The organism is Succinivibrio sp., from assembly GCF_045124615.1.
Taxonomy (GTDB): domain Bacteria; phylum Pseudomonadota; class Gammaproteobacteria; order Enterobacterales; family Succinivibrionaceae; genus Succinivibrio; species Succinivibrio faecicola.
The window spans coordinates 1-19,567 of record NZ_JBGVMC010000023.1; the positions used below are offsets into that span (position 1 = coordinate 1).

The 19,567-nt window shown below is 36.6% G+C and carries 19 protein-coding genes; 12 read left to right on the top strand and 7 right to left on the bottom strand.

Annotated features, from left to right (window positions below; all coding sequences use genetic code 11):
- The 7 genes from ACJML3_RS00500 to ACJML3_RS00530 all read left to right on the top strand — a co-directional run.
- Nucleotides 1–189: PD-(D/E)XK nuclease domain-containing protein (locus ACJML3_RS00500; RefSeq protein ID WP_406019662.1), on the top strand; the 189-nt coding region annotated here is incomplete at its 5' end.
- 40 nt (nucleotides 190–229) lie between these two features.
- Nucleotides 230–895 carry a hypothetical protein gene (locus ACJML3_RS00505; protein WP_406019664.1) on the top strand — a complete coding sequence of 222 codons (666 nt, stop codon included), beginning with the start codon at nucleotides 230–232 and terminating at the stop codon, nucleotides 893–895.
- On the top strand, nucleotides 892–1,389 hold the full coding sequence (gene rimI, locus ACJML3_RS00510) for a ribosomal protein S18-alanine N-acetyltransferase (protein WP_406019666.1): 498 nt from the start codon (nucleotides 892–894) through the stop codon (nucleotides 1,387–1,389). Before ACJML3_RS00505 ends, rimI begins: the two co-directional genes overlap by 4 nt.
- 341 nt (nucleotides 1,390–1,730) lie before the next feature.
- On the top strand, nucleotides 1,731–3,263 hold the full coding sequence (locus ACJML3_RS00515; protein ID WP_406019668.1) for a Re/Si-specific NAD(P)(+) transhydrogenase subunit alpha: 1,533 nt from the start codon (nucleotides 1,731–1,733) through the stop codon (nucleotides 3,261–3,263).
- 26 nt (nucleotides 3,264–3,289) lie between these two features.
- Nucleotides 3,290–4,780 carry a Re/Si-specific NAD(P)(+) transhydrogenase subunit beta gene (gene pntB, locus ACJML3_RS00520; protein ID WP_406019670.1) on the top strand — a complete coding sequence of 497 codons (1,491 nt, stop codon included), beginning with the start codon at nucleotides 3,290–3,292 and terminating at the stop codon, nucleotides 4,778–4,780.
- Between the two features lie 124 nt (nucleotides 4,781–4,904).
- Entirely contained in the window at nucleotides 4,905–5,489 is a 585-nt protein-coding gene (gene xpt / locus ACJML3_RS00525; protein ID WP_406019672.1) for a xanthine phosphoribosyltransferase, read from the top strand.
- Between the two features lies 1 nt (nucleotide 5,490).
- Nucleotides 5,491–6,819, top strand: coding sequence for a nucleobase:cation symporter-2 family protein (locus ACJML3_RS00530; protein WP_406019674.1), 1,329 nt, complete (start codon nucleotides 5,491–5,493; stop codon nucleotides 6,817–6,819).
- 71 nt (nucleotides 6,820–6,890) lie between these two features.
- On the opposite strand, the gene ACJML3_RS00535 is transcribed toward ACJML3_RS00530, so the two are convergent.
- Genes ACJML3_RS00535 through cysZ form a run of 4 tightly spaced genes read right to left on the bottom strand, consistent with a single transcriptional unit; the run spans nucleotide 6,891 to nucleotide 10,289 of the window.
- Nucleotides 6,891–7,301: a peptide deformylase gene (locus ACJML3_RS00535; RefSeq protein ID WP_406019676.1), complete on the bottom strand. Its 411-nt coding sequence runs from the start codon at nucleotides 7,299–7,301 to the stop codon at nucleotides 6,891–6,893.
- A complete protein-coding gene (locus ACJML3_RS00540) occupies nucleotides 7,294–7,845 on the bottom strand; it encodes a PTS glucose transporter subunit IIA (RefSeq protein WP_406019678.1) in 552 nt (183 codons plus the stop codon). Before ACJML3_RS00540 ends, ACJML3_RS00535 begins: the two co-directional genes overlap by 8 nt.
- An 8-nt stretch (nucleotides 7,846–7,853) precedes the next feature.
- Nucleotides 7,854–9,512, bottom strand: coding sequence for a putative PEP-binding protein (locus ACJML3_RS00545; RefSeq protein ID WP_406019680.1), 1,659 nt, complete (start codon nucleotides 9,510–9,512; stop codon nucleotides 7,854–7,856).
- A 3-nt stretch (nucleotides 9,513–9,515) separates the two neighbouring features.
- Nucleotides 9,516–10,289 carry a sulfate transporter CysZ gene (gene cysZ, locus ACJML3_RS00550; RefSeq protein ID WP_406019682.1) on the bottom strand — a complete coding sequence of 258 codons (774 nt, stop codon included), beginning with the start codon at nucleotides 10,287–10,289 and terminating at the stop codon, nucleotides 9,516–9,518.
- 174 nt (nucleotides 10,290–10,463) lie between these two features.
- On the opposite strand from cysZ, the gene ACJML3_RS00555 reads away from it, so the two are divergent.
- Genes ACJML3_RS00555 through ACJML3_RS00565 form a run of 3 tightly spaced genes read left to right on the top strand, consistent with a single transcriptional unit; the run spans nucleotide 10,464 to nucleotide 13,866 of the window.
- Nucleotides 10,464–11,165 carry a cell division protein ZipA C-terminal FtsZ-binding domain-containing protein gene (locus ACJML3_RS00555; RefSeq protein WP_406019684.1) on the top strand — a complete coding sequence of 234 codons (702 nt, stop codon included), beginning with the start codon at nucleotides 10,464–10,466 and terminating at the stop codon, nucleotides 11,163–11,165.
- Nucleotides 11,166–11,170: 5 nt separating this feature from the next.
- Nucleotides 11,171–13,252, top strand: a complete 2,082-nt coding sequence (ligA, locus tag ACJML3_RS00560) for an NAD-dependent DNA ligase LigA (RefSeq protein ID WP_406019686.1) — start codon at nucleotides 11,171–11,173, stop codon at nucleotides 13,250–13,252.
- Nucleotides 13,253–13,272: 20 nt separating this feature from the next.
- Nucleotides 13,273–13,866: a tetratricopeptide repeat protein gene (locus tag ACJML3_RS00565; protein WP_406019688.1), complete on the top strand. Its 594-nt coding sequence runs from the start codon at nucleotides 13,273–13,275 to the stop codon at nucleotides 13,864–13,866.
- A 55-nt stretch (nucleotides 13,867–13,921) separates the two neighbouring features.
- On the opposite strand, the gene ACJML3_RS00570 is transcribed toward ACJML3_RS00565, so the two are convergent.
- Entirely contained in the window at nucleotides 13,922–14,881 is a 960-nt protein-coding gene (locus ACJML3_RS00570; protein ID WP_406019690.1) for a transglycosylase SLT domain-containing protein, read from the bottom strand.
- 17 nt (nucleotides 14,882–14,898) lie between these two features.
- Nucleotides 14,899–15,366: a ribonuclease HI gene (gene rnhA, locus ACJML3_RS00575; protein ID WP_406019692.1), complete on the bottom strand. Its 468-nt coding sequence runs from the start codon at nucleotides 15,364–15,366 to the stop codon at nucleotides 14,899–14,901.
- A gap of 315 nt (nucleotides 15,367–15,681) precedes the next feature.
- On the opposite strand from rnhA, the gene dnaQ reads away from it, so the two are divergent.
- Nucleotides 15,682–16,602, top strand: coding sequence for a DNA polymerase III subunit epsilon (gene dnaQ / locus ACJML3_RS00580; protein WP_406019694.1), 921 nt, complete (start codon nucleotides 15,682–15,684; stop codon nucleotides 16,600–16,602).
- A 13-nt stretch (nucleotides 16,603–16,615) separates the two neighbouring features.
- Nucleotides 16,616–17,191 carry a D-sedoheptulose 7-phosphate isomerase gene (gene gmhA, locus ACJML3_RS00585; RefSeq protein ID WP_406019696.1) on the top strand — a complete coding sequence of 192 codons (576 nt, stop codon included), beginning with the start codon at nucleotides 16,616–16,618 and terminating at the stop codon, nucleotides 17,189–17,191.
- A gap of 54 nt (nucleotides 17,192–17,245) precedes the next feature.
- Here gmhA and ACJML3_RS00590 read toward each other — a convergent pair whose 3' ends face one another.
- A complete protein-coding gene (locus tag ACJML3_RS00590; RefSeq protein WP_406019698.1) occupies nucleotides 17,246–19,336 on the bottom strand; it encodes an LTA synthase family protein in 2,091 nt (696 codons plus the stop codon).
- Nucleotides 19,337–19,567 lie beyond the last annotated feature (231 nt).

Here is a 19,567-nt window from a genome sequence, read left to right on the forward strand (position 1 = left end):
GTCATTCTTGAACTGAAAATAGCACAAAGCACTAAAAATTTAAAGGAAACAGCATTACAAGCAATTAAACAGATTGAAGATAAAAGATATGCTGAAGAATTCTTTGATGATGTTATATCTGATATATACTGCTATGGCATCAGCTTTTATCAGAAAAACTGCTATATTGAAGTGAAGAAGATTAAATAATTAGTTTTTTGATCTGTGATTACAAGAATTATGGTGTTATATGGCATTTAAAGATACAAAAGTGATTTGGAAACTCAAAGATAATATTGATATGCCATATGCATGCAAAGATGATACTGAAAATACAGAAGTAACTGCAGCACAGCAACCTAATATTGTAAGTTTCGTTGAGCAAAGTGATACAAAGATCCAAGATCAAGCAGTATCTGCATTGAATACAGCTTCTAATAATGAAGTGATTAGTGTACCTGAAAATACATCAGATAGTGTAAAGACATCTTCAGATACAAACAGTAAGAATACAGCTCAATCAGAACCCCTTTGTGTTGTTCCAACAGATAATCTTAATATGATGTCAAATGTTGCTACAACTGCTCCTGTTATTAATGGACAGAGTGTTAACCTTAATGTTGACAGCTCGAGACTTCCAAAATGGCGTTCACTGCCATACAGATTAAGACAGAAAAGAGCCGATATTTATATCAACAAAAATGCATCTGTTGATTTTACCCAATCACTTTTAGATTACCTCATAAAACGAGGTCTTAATGTGCTTGAATATGACGATTCTGTTCACTATCTTCCATCAGATATTCTTCTGCTTGATAAAACTGATCTTGTAGATGCAGGTATCGTTATCTGCCTTCAGCTAGGTAAAAGAGAAGTATACAATCAGCTTAAAGCAGAATTTGGAGATAGAGTATGATGAGTGATAACCGTTTTTATACCAGGATCCTCACTACAGATGATTATTCACTCTTAAGCTCAATGGAGGACATCGAGCTTAAGACACAGAAAAATGCATGGGCTGCAAATCAGATTGCAGAATGTTTTGATAACAGCTACATAATCATAGGTCTTTTCGATTATGAAAAACTTATAGGATTTTCTGTAATCTACAATACTAAATTTACAACCGATCTTCTAACTATTGGTGTAACTCCTGAATATCAGGGCAAAAAACTAGGTTTTAAGCTTCTTTTGGATACTTTGAAAACAGCCTTTAACGCAGAGGCTGTAGAGTGTTTTTTAGAGGTAAGAGTTAGCAATTTTGTTGCTATAAACCTATATGAAAAGCTTGGATTTAAAAAGGTTGGAGTTCGAAAGGAGTACTACAATCCTGTAGGTGATGAGCCAGGGGAGGATGCTTATACCATGCATTTAGGAAATATTAAAGAAGCGCTTTTAAATTTCTCTTAGGCTTATTTTTCTAAAAATTCATTCCTTTAAAATTCCAAAAAAATAATAAGTTTCTGAAAACTAAAGAAAAAATATTTATTGTCACCATAATGGTGCACAATTTTTAGAAAACAATATATATTTAACCGTATGTTGCGTTTTGTGCAATATCCGATAAATAAGCCATTCTTTGTTTAAAATTTGTTCACTGGCGATAATTTTTTAAAAAATAATTATTATTCAATAGTGTGATTAGTGACATATAACGTAAAAAACATTATCATTTACATATCACGACTATATTTGTCTGATTTTTGATATTAACAGCTCCACATTAGTGGAAATAACAACAGGGAAATGCGATGCTAATAGGTATTCCTAAAGAGAGCTTGCACGGTGAGACTAGGGTTGCAGCAACCCCAGATACCGTTGGTAAGCTATTAAAGTTAGGCTTTGAAGTTGCAGTTCAAAGCGGCGCAGGTGCACTTGCAAGTTTTGACGACGATGCATATGTAAAAGCTGGCGCTAAGATTGTTAAAGAAAAAGAAGTTTATGCTGCTGACATTCTTTTTAAGTTAAACGCTCCAACTGACGCTGAAATTGAATTAATGCACGAAGGCCAGACCTTAGTAAGCTTTATCAGACCAGCTCAGAACGAAGAGTTAGTAAACAAGCTGAATGCTAAGAAGGTTACAGTTCTTGCTATGGACATGGTGCCTCGTATTTCACGTGCACAGTCTTTAGACGCATTATCATCAACCGCAAATATTTCAGGTTATCGTGCTGTTATCGAAGCTGCTCACGCTTTTGGCAGATTCTTTACAGGTCAGGTTACCGCCGCAGGTAAGGTTCCTCCTGCAAAAGTTATGGTTATCGGTGCTGGTGTTGCAGGTCTTGCAGCTATCGGTACAGCTCACTCATTAGGCGCTATCGTTCGTGCATTTGATACTCGTTTAGAAGTAGCAGATCAGATCAAGTCAATGGGTGGTGAATTCTTACGTCTCGACTTCAAGAATGAAGATGGTGGTTCTTCAGACGGTTACGCAAAGGTAATGTCAGATGAGTTCATCAAGGCTGAGATGGAACTTTTTGCAAAGCAGTGTAAGGAAGTAGATATCATCATTACTACTGCAGCAATTCCAGGTAAGAAGGCTCCTTTATTGATTACCAAGGAAATGGTTGCTTCAATGAAGTCAGGTTCAGTTATTGTTGACCTAGCTGCTGCAACCGGTGGTAACTGTGAAGGCACAAAGGCTGGTGAAGTTGTTACAACCGCTAACGGCGTAAAGATGATTGGTTATACCGATCTTGCTGCACGTCTACCAGCTCAGTCATCACAGCTGTACTCAACAAACCTTGTAAACCTTTGCAAGCTACTTTGCAAGAACAAGGATGGCAACATCGATGTAGATTTTGAAGATGTTGTATTACGTAACATGACTGTTACCAAGGCAGGTGAAATCACCTTCCCACCTCCAAAGATCAGCGTATCAGCAGCTCCACAGGCTCAGACCAAGGAGGCTCCTGCTAAGGTTGAGGCTAAGAAGCCAAATCCAGCAATCAAGCTTGTAGCTTTAGTTGCTATGGTATTAGCTTTCATGTTTATCGGCGCATACGCTCCTACAGAGTTCTTACCACACTTCACAGTATTCGTATTATCCTGCGTTGTTGGTTACTACGTAGTATGGAACGTTTCCCATTCACTACACACTCCACTTATGTCTGTAACAAATGCAATTTCAGGTATTGTGGTTGTTGGTGCTATGCTTCAGATCAGCAACGGTCTGTTTATTGGCGTTCTTTCATTTATCGGTGTGTTACTAGTATCAATCAATATCTTTGGTGGTTTCGCTGTAACCCGTCGTATGCTTGCTATGTTTAGAAAACAGCAATAATAGTAGGTTAAGGAGATTATTTAATTATGTTAGTGGGTTTAACTCATATGGCCTACATTCTGGCAGCATTGCTGTTCATTATGGCTTTAGCTGGCTTATCAAAGCAGGAAACTGCAAAGATGGGCTGTCTGTCAGGTATGGTAGGTATGACTGTAGCATTAGTTGCTACCTTTGCTCAGGTTGAATCAGCATACGGTTTTGCTGCAATTGTTTTAGCAATGGTTTGCGGTGCTGCAGTAGGTGTTTATGTTGCACGCAAAGTACAGATGACACAGATGCCAGAACTTATCGCTTGCTTACACAGCTTCGTAGGTTTAGCAGCTGTATTAGTTGGTTTCAACAGCTACCTTCAGTTAATTCAGGCTACACCTTTAATTGATGCAAACAGCGCAGATCTTTTTGGTGAGCTTGTAAACAAGCTAGCAGCTGCAAGTGGTCACAAGCAGCCAGCTATGTTCACAACTGAGCTTGTAGAAATCTTCTTAGGTGTATTCATTGGTGCTGTAACATTCACTGGTTCTATCGTTGCTTACGGTAAGTTAAATGGTACCTACAAGTTACGTATCTTCAAGTCAGCTCCTTTAAGCTTACCTCATGGTAACCTTTTAAACTTAGCTGCATTAGTAGTTTCATTCCTACTGATGATCTGGTTCGTAGCTAGTGGTGATATGGCTCAGTCAAAAGCTGATGCATTCCCATTAATCGCAATGACCATTATTGCATTATTATTCGGTATTCACTTAGTTGCTGCTATCGGTGGTGCTGATATGCCTGTTGTTATCTCAATGCTGAACTCATATTCAGGTTGGGCAGCTGCAGCTTCAGGCTTCATGTTAAGCAATGACCTTCTGATCGTTACAGGTGCTTTAGTAGGTTCTTCAGGTGCTATTCTTTCTTACATCATGTGTAAGGCAATGAACCGTTCATTCATCTCTGTAATCGCAGGTGGCTTTGGTAATGCTCCAGCTGCTAAGAAGCAGGATGAGGAAATGGGCGAGTACCGTGAGCTTAAGGCTCCAGAGGTTGCTGACTTATTAAAGAACTCAAGCTCAGTAATCATCACCCCAGGCTATGGTATGGCTGTAGCTCAGGCTCAGAATGCAGTTGCTTCATTAACCGAGAAGTTAAAGGCTCGTGGTGTTGAAGTTCGCTTTGCAATTCACCCTGTAGCTGGTCGTTTACCAGGTCATATGAACGTTCTTTTAGCTGAGGCTAAGGTTCCATACGATATCGTATTTGAAATGGATGAAATCAATGATGATTTCGAGAATACAGATACCGTACTTGTTATCGGTGCTAACGATACAGTTAACCCTGCAGCTTCAGAAGATCCATCAAGCCCAATTGCAGGTATGCCTGTTCTTGAGGTTTGGAAGGCTCGCAACGTTGTAGTATTCAAGCGTTCAATGAACCCAGGTTATGCTGGTGTTCAGAACCCACTGTTCTTCAAGGAGAACAGCTCAATGTGCTTCGGCGATGCTAAGAAGACTGTTGAAGATATCGTTGCAAACATCTAATCTGTAACGATATTTGATAAGACGGCTCTGAATTTTTCAGGGCCGTTTTTCTTTTTGTGTTTGTTGTTCAAGCTTATAGTATAATTACCAAAATTTATTGAAATTTATAGGTAAAGTAAAAGCTATGAGCACTAATCAGTTTCTTCCTTTAGTAGAAAAGATAAAGACTGAAGGTAAATGCCTTGAAGGCGGTATCCTGAAAGTTGATTCTTTTATCAATCATCAGATTGATCCCATGATGCTTCAGCTTATGTGTGAAGAGTTTGCAAGACGTTTTTCAAATGTTCATGTGGATAAAATCCTGACAATTGAAGCTTCAGGCATAGCTCCTGCTGTTGTATTAGGTTATCTTCTAAAAAAGCCAGTTGTATTTGCAAAGAAGAAAAAGCCATCAACCATGGCAGATATGCTTACAACTGAGGTTTATTCTTTTACAAAACAGAAAAGCTACACAGTATGCTGTTCAAAAGAGTTCATAAAAGAAGGTGAGGATATTCTCTTTATTGATGATTTTCTTGCTAACGGCAATGCTGCAAAAGGCATGATCGAATTAGTTGAAAAAGCAGGTGCAAAAATTGTCGGTATGGGCTTTTTAGTTGAAAAGGCTTTCCAAAACGGCGGACAGATGCTAGAAAAACTAGGACACAGAGTCGAGTCTCTTGCAGTTATAGAATCTCTTGATAATTGTACAATCACATTTAAAGAATAATATGGAAAACGAAAAGAAAACAGTAAATGAACTGATATATCAGCTTGAGGATAGACCTCCTTTTATTGAAAGTTTTTTTGCAGCTATTCAGCATTTATTAGCAATATTCGTGGCTATCATTACACCTCCACTAATTATTGCAGGCGCACTCAAACTTGACCATGAGACAACAGGTTATCTAATCTCAATGGCTCTTATGGCATCAGGCGTCTCAACCTTTATTCAGTGTAAGAAAGTAGGCCCTATAGGTAGCGGACTTTTATGTATACAGGGTACTTCTTTTTCGTTTATCTCACCAATTATAGGAGCAGGTATAAATGGTGGTTTAAGCGCAATCTTCGGTGCTGTAATCGTTGGCTCATCAGTTGAGATGTTTGTAAGCCGCATCTTAAAGTATGCAAGACGAGTAGTAACTCCAACTGTAGCTGGTATTGTTGTAACTTTAATCGGTTTAAGCTTGATTAAGGTTGGCGTTATTTCCTGCGGTGGCGGTTTTAATGCAATGAATGATGGTTCATTTGCATCTATTGAAAATTTACTTTTATCAGTACTTGTAATTGCAACAATTATCTTCTTTAACCTTTGCAAAAACAAATATCTAAGAATGAGCTCCATTGTTATTGGTCTTGCTGTTGGATTTGTTGTTGCAATTCTTATAGGTAGAGTTGATTTTAACCAGATTTCATCATACGGTGGTATCAATTTCCCTCATCCTTTCAAATATGGAATTAGTTTTGATCCTGCTGCAATCATTGGTTTAGGTGTTGTTTATCTAATTACTGCTATTGAAGCTTATGGTGATATAACAGCAAATTCAATGATTTCTGGTAAGGAAATTGAAGGTCCTGAGTTTAACAAGAGAGCATCAGGCGGTATTTTAGCTGACGGCTTTAACTCAATGCTTGCAGGTTTCTTCAACTCATTCCCAAATTCCGTATTTGCACAAAATAACGGAATGATTCAGCTAACAGGTGTAGCATCAAGATATGTTGGTTATTTTATTGCAGCATTCTTGGTTATTTTAGGTATCTTCCCTGCTGTAGGTTTAGTCTTCTCTTTAATTCCTGATCCTGTATTAGGTGGTGCAACATTACTTATGTTCGGTACAGTTGCAGCATCAGGTATCAAGATCATTGCATCTCAGGAAATGAACAGAAAGACTATCTTAATTATGGCTATCAGCTTCTCCTGCGGTCTTGCAGTTGAGTTTGTTCCTGATATTCTAAAGAACTTCAATGATTCTGTTCGCTCACTGTTCTCATCTGGTATTACAACAGGTGGTATTGTGGCTATTCTAGCTAATCTGATTATCAGATCAGACAAAAAATAAAATATTAAAGGGCACGATGATTTGTGCCCTTTAAAACAATCCTAATAAGAAAAAAACTACCGCTTTATTTCTTAAATTAAAATTCCTTTTAGATGATCAATCTCGTGCTGAACAATCTGAGCTGAGAAGCCAGACAGTTTCATACTTTTCTTTCTGAATTTGAGATCATCATATTCAACTACGATACTTTTAAATCTCTTTGTTTTTCTGATGCCATCTAAAGATAGGCAGCCTTCTTCAGCTTCATACTCATTTTTAGCCTCTGTAATTACAGGATTTAACATAACCTGAATTGTGCCATGAATATTAACAGCAATGATATTCTTACTCTTTGAAATCATATTAGCTGCAAGACCTACGCACTCTTCTTGATGTGCAATGAGTGTATCAACCATATCTCTTGCAATTTCTAAATCCTCAATTGTGGCTTTTTCTGATGGGATCTGTAAAAATGCCTCGTCTTTGCAAATATCTCTAATCATTTGTGCTCTCACTGTCTTTTAGATATACCCAGGCACATGGTGTTTTAGCAGCCTGTGCCTTACCTCTGCTTGAAATTACTTTAGCAATATCAGCAGAGCTGTTAACTATAATCATTGAAACGATAGCAGATTCTAAATCTTCTTTTGCAACTTGCATATCGATATTTATGATTGGTGTGCCCTGTGTAACCTGTGCACCTACAATAACTCGTGAACTTATACCCTTACCTGTAAAGGCATTAGTTCCAATACCGAATGTCACATAGATTTCAAGGCCATTGTCCCTTTTTATGGTAAATGCATTGTTAGACGCTGTTATTCTTGAAATTGTTCCATCACAGGGAGCATAAATCATATTGGTACTACGCTCTGGTGCAATTGCTACACCATCACCTATAAGTTTTTCTGATATAACAAGATCAGGTACTTCTCTTAAAGATAGTAAAGTACCACCTACAGGAGCAAAAAGCTCCAGATCGGATACATTGTGTGCATCTATCTGCTCAGAGCTTTTGTTTCTTGAGAAAAATGAAAATAAACCCATAAGTTTTCCTAGTTTAATGAATTAATAAGATCAGCTAATTCACTTCCCTTATAAATTGACATGATTTTACAGTACAGCTCCTCGTTAAAGGAAGGCTTTAAATCCTTTTCAAGATTCAGTCTTTCAATAACAGCCTTTAACTTATTGATGTTGTATGAGCCTGCTACAAGATAGGTAACACCAAGTCTGTAAAACAGTGGTAGAAGCTCTGTGCGTGATGCAAATCTTCCTGCAATGCCTAATGTTGCATTAGCTTCAAAAGCTGCCTTTGCTGCCATTACAATCATTTTTGCTAGAACAGGTGTAAAGGCACTGTCAGGTGGGCAAGGGGCTGATGCATATTCTGCAAGTGAACTTGTGCCTATGATCATCATGTCACCTTCTTTTGCTATTTCAGGGGCAAGTAAAACTGCTGCAGGCGTTTCAATCATAAAGGAGAGGGCCATTGTTCCGTGAGGAGTATTTCTATCATCAAGCTCCTTTACACATTCTTTAGCAAGCGAAATAAGATAGTCCTTTTCTGAGATCCTTGTTATCAAAGGGAATACGATTGTAATTTTTCTTCCCTGAGATGCTCTTAGCAAGGCTCTAATTTCCTTTTTTAATAGTTCAGTTCCGACACAGCCTCCATATCCCTGTAATGGACCGTTTTCATCAAGATGAACATTAAACAGAGGCTTTTTATCATCAGCAAAATCAAAAGTACGCGCAGTAATAGGTGCATTTAATTTGATTTTTGAGAAGATTTTATAAAAAGTCTGAGTCATCTCATCTTCAGTTGGCTCTGTTTTAGAGCTTATAAAGAGGAATTCTGAACGAAGAAGACCAAGACCATGCTGAGCATACTGTGTGATGTTCTTTTCCTGACTCTGATTTATAGCACCTACAGCGCAGGAAACAGTTATATTCAGCAGTGATTCATCATTTATCTGATCGGAGAATGGATCCTGTCTTGATAGAAGGCTTTCTTTAATTTCTTCGCTTGGCTCAACAACAGCAAGACCTGAGTTTCCATCAATTAGAATTTCAATGTCATTTTTTATGGTTGTTGCATCAAATACGGCAAATAATGAAGGAATATTAAGCTCTCTTAGAACAACGCTTAAATGGCTTGAATCTCTGCCGCCTTCAAGAATAAGACCTTTAATGAATTTTGTATCAAGTGATAAAAGCTGAGCAGGTGTTAGATTCTTGGTGATAAGAATGACATCATGAGTAAGCTTTGGCAAAGATACAGCATCATTTGATGAATGCTCAAGTGTATGAACAAACTCATTCATAAGATTTGTCAGCTCTTCTCTGTCAGTTTTAAGATCGTTATTTTTATGGATAAAACTGTCTAGATTTTCAAGAAGAACAGTTTTTGCTGCAATACTAGCAGAGCAGCCAGAGCTGATTAAATCAAGAATTTCTTTTTTGTTGTCAGCTGAGTTTAAAAATCCTGCAGCAGCTCCAATCAGATCACGTAATGAATCTTTAGCTGGATTTCCTATCTGTAAAAGCTTTGTGCTAAATAGGAGAGTTTTTTTAATATATCTGTCTCTTTCAAGATCAACATTATAAGCAAACAGATCTTCGTGCTGATTGAGATCTTTGTTTGATGCAATAATCAATGATTTTGCAACTGCAATTCCAGATGAAGCCACAATTCCTGACAGAGTGTACATAAGCTATCCTCTTGAAAACTCAAGTTTTGTTGTCTTCTGTAAAGACAGATAATACTTAGTTCCTGCACATACAGCAGCAGGTGGAATAATTAGATTTAAAACTGGAATACAAAGTAAGAATGCAATAAAAGCACCCATGGTAAAGGTGGATAGTTTATTGCTCTTTAAGTCCCTTTGCATGTCAGCAAAACTGATTTTATGGTTGTCATAAGCATAATCGGTATACTGAAGAGTACCCATCCAGGCAGTAAGCAAGAACCAGTAAACTGGTGAAAGAATATTAACTACAGGTACAAAGTAGATTATCAGTCCTAAAAATGCCAGTGGTAGGAAAAACAGCTGTTTTCTTGCCTCTCTTTTAAGAATTCTTGGAATATCCTTAATGATGTCAAAAAATGACATATTATCACTTTGTGTTCCGTTAAGCTTCATTTCTACCTTATCAGCAAGTAAGCCATAGAAAGGGGAGGCGATAATAGTAGCTAGTGTTGAGAAAATATAACAGCTCACAAAACCTATTAAAAGTCCTAAAATTGCGGTGATTATATAGGCAAGAAAGATTAGAAACTCAGGGAATTCCTTGAATATGTTACTGACAATATTACTTATGTAATTGAATGTTGCATAACCTAATGAGAACAGAATTACAAAATTTACAATGATTGGAATCATTACATAAAGTCTGCATTCTTTTGAAAGAGCCATTTTTATTCCTTCACAAAGATAGCTTATTGCATCAAGAGCACTTATTTTTCTTGCTGTAATCTCATTATTCATTATGTTAACTCTCGTTTTACTGTCCGTTTTTATATCACATGGATTTATTATACATGAACAGGACTTATTCAACTTTTGAAAATGTGCTCTAACCTAAGAATTAACAAAGAAAAATAATACTATTTCGTATACAATATTAAAGATATAAAAATAAACTTTTCACTTGGAGAAAAGATGACCTTAAATGATTCAAGTTCACTGATTCTGATTGTCGGAGCATTAGCTATCCTAGCATTTGTTGTTCACGGACTTTGGTTTTCAGGAAGATCACTGAACAGAAAACTTGTTATTACCTCAAAAGAAGATCTGGAAATACAGCAGTCATCCGCTGTTGGCAAGGTAAGAATTGTTCTTCCAAAAAGCATGTCTGTACAATCAGACGGTGAAGATGTTCCAAGAGTTCAGAACTTTGCTGCTATTACTGATGATAGTAAGAGCAACAGCAGTAAAAACAGAATCATTCAGAATACATATGAATTAAATCTTATTGCAAATGAAGGTCGTCCATATACAGGTCTTGATCTTGAAGAGCTGTTTTCTCAGTACGGCTTTTTAAGAGGTGAAAAGGATATTTACTGCGTTTATGAAGATCCTGAAACAAAAGCAAGAATTGTATTTAGGATCTGTTCTTTAGAAGCTCCATATTCATTCCCTCAGGATATGTCTTCATTCTCTACAAGATCACTTGCAATTTATATGCAGCTTCCAAAAAAGGGTAAGTGCTTTATTTACTTCAAGGCTATGAGAATTGCTGCAGAACGTCTTGTAGAGCATCTAGGCGGTATCATCGTAGACAATGATTCAAAAGAATATTCATCAGATGCATTAGATGCTCTTGAGCATATGCTTCGAGAGTATGATAAATCTGGAGACTAATTCTTATGTCAAATCAAAATAGCGATCTTACAGGGAGCTACAATACTCTTGTAGATACTCTTAACTCCTATGCAAAAGCATATTATGTTGACGATGAGCCATTAGTACCAGATGCTGAGTATGACAGACTGTACAATGAGTTACTTGTTTTAGAACAGGCTCATCCTGAAATAGTAAGAGAGGATTCTCCATCAAAAAGAATCGGTGGACCTGCGCTGACAGCATTTGAAAGTGCACCTCATAGGGTTCCTCTTATGTCTATGGGTGATATCTTCTATGATTCAGAGCTTATAGACTTCAATTCAAGGCTTGTTGACTCATTAGGTGTCGATAAGATTGAGTACTGTGCAGAGCCAAAATTAGATGGGCTTGCTGTTTCCTTAATCTATAAGGATGGTGTGCTAGTCAGAGGCGCAACCAGAGGTGATGGACATGTCGGTGAGGATATTACCGAGAATGTAAAAACCATCAAGGCAATTCCACTAAAGCTTACAGGTGACAATATTCCATCCTACCTTGATGTTCGAGGTGAGGTTATTATGACCAGAGATGGTTTTGAAAAATGGAATGAGAATGCAAGATTAAATGGTGGAAAGGTATTTGCAAATCCTAGAAATGCTGCAGCAGGCTCTTTAAGACAGCTTGATCCTAAAGTTACAGCAAAAAGGCCACTGTCATTTTATGCCTACTATGTAGGTGAGTGCGAAGGATATACCCTCCCAGACGATCAGTATCACTGCCTTCTTGAGTTAAAGAAGTTTTCTATTCCTGTAAATCCTAACATAAGATGTGTAATGGGACTTAATGGTCTTCAGGAGTTTTACAAGGACATACTTTCAAGACGTGGCGAGCTTAATTACGACATTGATGGTGTGGTTTTAAAGGTTAATTCTTTAAAGTCTCAGTCATCATTAGGCTTTACAGCAAAAGTTCCAAGATGGGCTATTGCATATAAGTTCCCACCTGAAGAAATGATGACAAAACTTTTAGATGTCGAGTTTCAGGTAGGACGAACCGGTGCAATCACACCTGTTGCAAAGCTTGAGCCTGTTTATGTTGGTGGAGCTACAGTACAGAGTGCAACCCTACATAATGCCGATGAGATAGAAAGACTTGGCATCAAAATAGGTGATACAGTAATCGTAAGACGTGCAGGTGATGTTATACCTCAGGTCTCAGGTGTTGTTGTATCAAAAAGAGATGGTACTCAAAAGGATGTTGTCTTCCCAACACTCTGTCCTGTATGCGGATCAGATATTGAAAAGGTTGAAGGAGAAGCTGTTTCAAGATGTACAGGCGGACTTGTATGCCAGGCTCAGTTAAAGCAGAGTATTATTCATTTTGTTTCAAGAGATGCAATGGATCTTGAAGGTTTTGGTGATCGCATTGTAGAAGAGCTTGTAAACAGCGGAAAGATAAAATCGGTTGCCGATCTGTATTCTCTATCTGTAAGTGATCTGGCATCAACTGTGCTCGATAAGGGCTCAGATGAGAGAAAAACAAGACTGTTAGGTGAGGTTACTGCAAAGAAGCTTATTGCATCTATCGATAAATCAAGAGTTGTTCCGTTAAACAGATTTATCTATGCATTAGGAATCAGAGAGGTTGGTGCGTCAACTGCAAGAACTCTTGCAATGAATTTTGATTCTATTAGCGATCTTATAAAAGCTGACTATCAGACACTTTTGTCACTGCCAGATGTAGGTCCTGTAGTTGCAAGACATATCTGTGACTTCTTCCTTGAAAAACACAATCTGATGGTGATAGACAGACTTGTAAAGCATGATGATGGATTCTTGTTTTCTGCAGGTATTGAACTTACCTCAATTAAGCAATCATCTAATGGGGCAGCAGCGCCACTGTTAGGTCAGACATTCGTAATAACTGGCACCTTATCATCTATGGATAGAAATGAAGCTAAAAACAGGCTTTTAGCTTTAGGTGCTAAAGTATCATCATCTGTATCAAAGAAAACTACCGCTCTTATATGTGGTGAGGCACCAGGTTCAAAGTATACAAAAGCTTTAGAGCTGTCTGTAAGAGTTATTTTAGAAGACGAATTTTTAAAGATGTTAGAAACACTTTAAAGATCAGTAATGAGGCGACAATGAAAAAATTATCACTTCTTTTTTTAGCACTAATCTGTTTTAACTCATTTGCAGATGATGAGGATTATGCTTTAAAAAAACTTGAAAGCTCCTGTGAAAAAGGAGAGATGCAGGACTGTACTTTAGCTGGCAAAATGTATATTGATGCAGATAATGGCAAAAAGGCAATTACGCTTTTTGAAAAATCCTGCTCTAACAATTTTATTCCTGGCTGTACTGCACTAGGTGCAACTTATTATTCAGGTCTTGGCAAAGTTAAGATTGATAAGAAAAAAGGTATAGAGATCTTAACTGATGCCTGCGATAAAAAAGAAGGTGGAGCCTGTGGAGTACTTGCTTATGCATATATGATGGGCGATGGTGTACAGACAGATTATAAAAAGGCAATGAAGATATTCAGACTTCTTTGCGACAAGAAGAATGCTGAGGCATGCCATTTTGCTGGTGATATGTTTATGCAAGGATGGGGTGTTACTCAGGATTTCAATCTTGCAGCGGAGCATTATGCAAGAGGCTGCAGCTATGGACTTAAAAAGTCCTGTGAAGAGTATAAGGTTTTAGATTCAGAAGGTTTTGTAACACATTCAGAATAAAGATGTAGATCTTATAGACCTAAAAAGGATGATTTCCTTTTTAGGTTTTTTATCCTTAAAGTTTCTCTTTTCCACTATCCATTTCTTCAAGCGCTTTTTCTAAAACTTTTGCATGTTTTAAAGGAATATAAAGAGCGCGATTTGGATTTATCTTATCAGTGCGATAACCAGAATTCAGTTTTTTTATAAGATCAATGTTTGCACCTGATAATTCAGCAGCCTTCTTTAAGGAATTAACACGACCTGCAATCTCAACCTTTCTAAATGGAGGTCTGTTCTTGATATTTGGCAGTTTTATATTATAAAAATCAGGCTGTTTTAGAATATCAGCAAAAGCTTTTACTCTGCTTAAATATGCTCTGCTTTGTCTTGCAACACCAACAGTATTTGGATTTATATTGCTAACACCTTTTTTCTTCGCTCTTTCAATTGCCTTTTTTACACCATATTCACCCTGGTTGTAGGCAAGTACAACAAATTCCCAGTCGCCTAAATCACTGTAAAGTTTTTTAAGATATTTAATTCCTGCATCAGTAGATGCAAAAAAGTCATATATACCATCATAGTGGCCCTGTTTTTTAAGGCCTAAAGAACGACCTGTAGCTCTGATAAACTGCCATGCTCCATGGGCACCACCATGATATGCATGAGGATTAAGTCCACTTTCAACTAAAGGGATTGCAGCCATTTCTAAAGGTACATTCTCTTCATTAAGTTTTGATAAAAGATAATGAAGATAAAAATCGTTTCTGTTTAGATTAGAATGAACAGTTTTTGCAAATTTCTTTGCAATTGTCTTTTCCTGATCTGTAAGTTCCCAGTCTAAAGTGAATCTCTTTTCATGCCAGTGTTCACTTTCCCAAAGAGAAGTACTTTGCAACTGCTTTGGCTGTCTTGCATTGCTTTCATATGATAAAGACATGCTATCAGATGTCTTGTTAGAGGAACATCCGCTTAATGTGAGAATACTTAAGCAAATTGCAATGATTGAGAATAGTTTTGACTGTTTTATCACTGGCAAATCCTACTTTATTAAGCTTTGGATGAAAAACCTTCATCACAAAGTCTGTTATTTTCTAAGGCTGCAGTTCTTGCAAGCTCATCACAGCGTTCATTCTCAGGATGTCCGTTGTGCCCCTTGACCCATACAAATGTTACATCATGTTTTGAATAAGCTTCATCAAGTCTTATCCATAGATCTTTATTTTTTACAGCACCACCAGAGCTTGTACGCCAGTTCTTTCTTTTCCAGCCTTCAAGCCATGAAGTTATACCGTTTTTTACATACTGGCTGTCTGTTGTAATAGTAACCTTGCAACGTTCCTTTAATGCTGATAGACCTGTTATAACAGCTAACAGTTCCATGCGGTTATTCGTTGTAAGCTCATATCCGCATGACATTTCTTTTACATGTTCTTTGTATTTTAAAATTACACCATAACCACCAGGTCCAGGATTGCCAAGGCATGAACCGTCAGTAAAAAGAAGTACTTCTTTCATTGTCATCCTATATAAAATAAAGAAGTATCAACTTCTTAATTATGAATTAACGCATTAACAGTGCCTTTATTATAGCAAAATCCAACAATAATATTTTTGCATGATTCTATATACAGATTTTGCTCTGTCATACATAGTACCATCTGTAATGATTGTATAGAACGAAGTCAAAATAGACCTTGATCCTTATAAAAAACTTAGAAAAAATTTTCTTGAAAATGTTAAAAAACATAATCTGGCATATATATGACTAATGAATCTGCTTTTATGCTACTATGTGCAGGTAAATTTTTTTTATGTTATTGGAAATAATCCATGAAAAGGCAAGTTGCACTCGATACAGAAACAACAGGTAAATCAGATGATGGTACTCCAGGAGAGCACAGAATCATTGAAGTTGGCTGTGTAGAAATTATCGACAGAAAGCTCACCGGCAGAACTCTTCAGTTGTATGTGAATCCTGAAAGACCTGTTGATGAGGAAGCTTTCAATGTTCATGGTATATCTAATGAATTTCTTGCCGACAAACCAAAATTTGCACAGGTTGCAGATAAGTTAATTGATTTTATAAGGGGTTCAGAGCTTCTCATTCATAACGCAAAGTTCGACGTGGGCTTTATGGATAAAGAATGGATGTTGCTTGGCCTTGATGAAAGCACTGAAGATATGGCAACCGTGGTTGATACAGTTTCGCTTGCTATGAAACTGTGCCCTGGTCGTCAGGTTAATCTTGATAATTTATGTAATCTTTTTGACGTTGACCGTTCTGCCCGTTCTCTTCACGGAGCTTTGCTTGATGCTCAGATCTTAGCTGAAGTTTATCTTGCAATGACAGGTGGACAAAGTTCACTTGAATTTTCAGAAATCGCTTCAGCAAAGGGGCAGGGATTTGTAAGACCTGAGGGGGTTGTACTTCCTCAACTAATGGTTGATGAGAAAAGTCATGCATCTCATGTCGATATGATGATTGAGATTGCTTTTAACAAACCTTTTAAAACACCTGAAGGCCAATCTCCTTTAAGCGGATGCTACTGGTCAGATGAATATAGTGATGAATATCCTGTAAAGGGCGAAGAAGAGCCTAAAAAGGAATATAAAAAGCGTCTTAATGATGCCATTGATAAAATGCACAAAAAGATCCTCTCAGAGCAGCAGTTAAAGGTACTCGATGAGTATTTAAATGAAGAAAAGGCTGCATACAAGGAATGGGAAGATCGTGTAATGGGCCGAAAATAAAACTGGAGTAATTATGATTTCATTTAATGTTCTTGATGATTTAAAGCAGGAAAGAGAAGTTTTAGAGAACTTTATTTCAAGACCAGACACTAAAGAGCTAATTGAAAAAGCTATTGAAATTATGTCCTCTTCAATAAAAAACGGAGGCAAGCTCATATCTGCAGGAAATGGTGGCTCTATGTGCGATGCTATGCACTTTGCTGAAGAGCTAACAGGAAGATACAGAGAGAATCGTCCATCATATCCTGCTGTTGCAATATGTGATCCAAGCCATATCACATGCGTTGGTAATGATTATGGATTTGACTATATCTTTTCTCGTTACCTTGAGGGTATGGGCGCAAAAGGTGATGTTTTCCTTGGAATCTCAACATCTGGCAATTCAAAAAATATTATTGAAAGCTGTAAAGTCTGCAAGGAAAAAGGTATCAAATCTGTTTTACTGCTAGGTAAAGACGGCGGTAAATTAAAAGATCTTGGTGATGTTTCTATTATCGTTCCTCATGATGGATATGCTGACAGAATTCAGGAAATCCATACTATGATTATTCATATCCTTATAAAAGGTATTGAGCAGGAATTAGCTTAATATCTTCAATTCAAAACAGCGATGTTCAGTTTTCTTATGAACATCGCTGTTTTTTTACTTTAATTGACCTTTATATTCTTTTAAAAATTCAATTAAAGACTGTCCTTGATTTAACTGAGTCTGAAGGTAATATAAATATGACTGCATCATGCTAAAGGAAATGTGATAATTGCAGTCCTGATTTGTATTTTCCTTATCAACAAGTAAAATTCCCTTGCCATTGAATCTATGGGAGTGCATTTTATAATCGCCTGAAAGTTCACAGGCATATTTACTGTTGAATTTTGCTGAAACAATCTGATTGTAGGCAAATGGGAATGAGCACTTCCTGTCAGATAATAGGTCACATCCAAAAGAGTAGAATTCAAGATCTGACTGTGAATGATACAGAATAGTGGTAATAATATCCTTGTGAGAGCCTAATCTGTTTTTGTCATATTTAATGTTAGATACGCCTTTATATTTTTCTGGTATATAAAGATAGAATGGTACAGCATGACCGAACATAGCCTCATCAGGATGATCAAGATATCCAATGCCTCTTAGATTATGATCTCCTGTTGCAGCAATGTAGGTTCTTTCTGCTAATGTTTCATCATTTTTAATTGCAGAAATAAATTTTCCAAGCTCGTTATTTGCATACTGGAAGGTACCAAAAATAGTTTTTGTATCCTTGTATGGGAATCTTTCAAGAATGTCCTCTGTTATGTTCAAATCAGGCATAACCCTCTTTTCAGGATATCTGTATGGTGGGTGATTTGTTATAGATAATGTCATAACAAAACGAGGTTTTTCTCTCTTCTCTTTAAGAATATTGAGAGTTTCTTTAAACATATATTCATCATCAATGCCCCATGCACTTTCTGTAGCATTTGGGTGTTTTAGCTTTACATAAGAGCGTTCAATAATTCTGTCGAAACCTAAATATCTTAAAAAGTTGTTATAGTTTCTCCATGATGCTGTAGATGCTGTTACAAATACAGTTTCATAGCCTGCTTTCTTAAATATTTTTACAATATTCATAAGGTAATCTTTATCTGCATGTCTTGATGTAGACAGATTAAGATCAGGAACAGATACAAGTAGTCTTGTTAGACTGTCAGAAGTACCATCACCTTCAGATACAAAGTTTGTAAAGAAATAGTCCTCTTTTGTATGTTTTCTAAGCTCTCCTAGCAGATCTCTGTTATTTTCATCATCATAAGTGAGCATATGAGTACTCATACTCTCCATGACGTTAAAGACAACATCAGGTTTGTTGTTTACAAGAAACTCATTATATGGAGTCTTGTTATACATAGGCTTGAGAACAGAAGCAAAATCCTTGAAATCTGTTTTAAATCCTAATGAATTTGCAAAAAAGGCAACATTTTCAGGATAAGTCTTTGGTATCAATCTACTTTGTTTATCCCATTTATAAGCCCAATAAAAAGCAATAGGACCATTTGGAATAGAGTAGTTAACTGCAGGTTTATCACAAACCTGAGCATCTAACTGTCTTATAGGGAATGTGCCAAAGGAGCCTCTCATGAAAATTCCAAATAAAACAATGAAAACTGTTAAGAGAATGCAAAGCTTACCTAATGTTTTTGGGAGAGATACTTTTTTTACAAAATGAGTAATCAGTTTTATGTGCACTAAATATAAAACAACAGCACCTATAAAAAGACAAATAGAACCTGTAAAAAACGGATAATCTTCAATGATAGTTTTAAAAACTGCAGTTGGATCTTCTTTTGTTAGAGCAAAAATAAATGTATCAATAGATTTATCGTATGTTTTGAAATAAAAATAGTTAATTACTGAAAATAGAGTAATGACAATCAGAATGATATAGCTGTAGACAAAAAACAGCTTTTTATATATTCCAAAGAATCTTGTAAAACAGAAAATTAAACCTATAACAAGAGGTAATACGTATGCAAATGTGGCTGTTTTAAGATCAAATCTTAATGATGTAAATGAAAAATCAAGTTTCTCACTAAATGGAAGATCGCATAAAGGATTTAAAGCAAAAGAAAAGACAATGGCGCCTCTTGCAACGGACATGATTACTAATGCTAGTAGGCAACCTACAAAAATAGAAGTTATATAAAAACCAATGTCGTCTAATTTATTAGAAGAAATATTCTTATTGAAAAACATCTTATCTCCAGCAGTTTGAAGACTAATTGTACTGCAAAATTAGAAAAATTAAAAAACAGTTAAAGTAAATTTGTATGTTGCCGATAACTGAATCAAGAAGATAATTGCTCATAAATTGAGCGGGAGTTTTAAAATGGCAATTTATGTAAATACAAACGTTTCAAGCTTAAACTCTAACAGACAGTTAGGTAAAGCAACCCATTCTCTTGATACAACCTACAAGCGTTTATC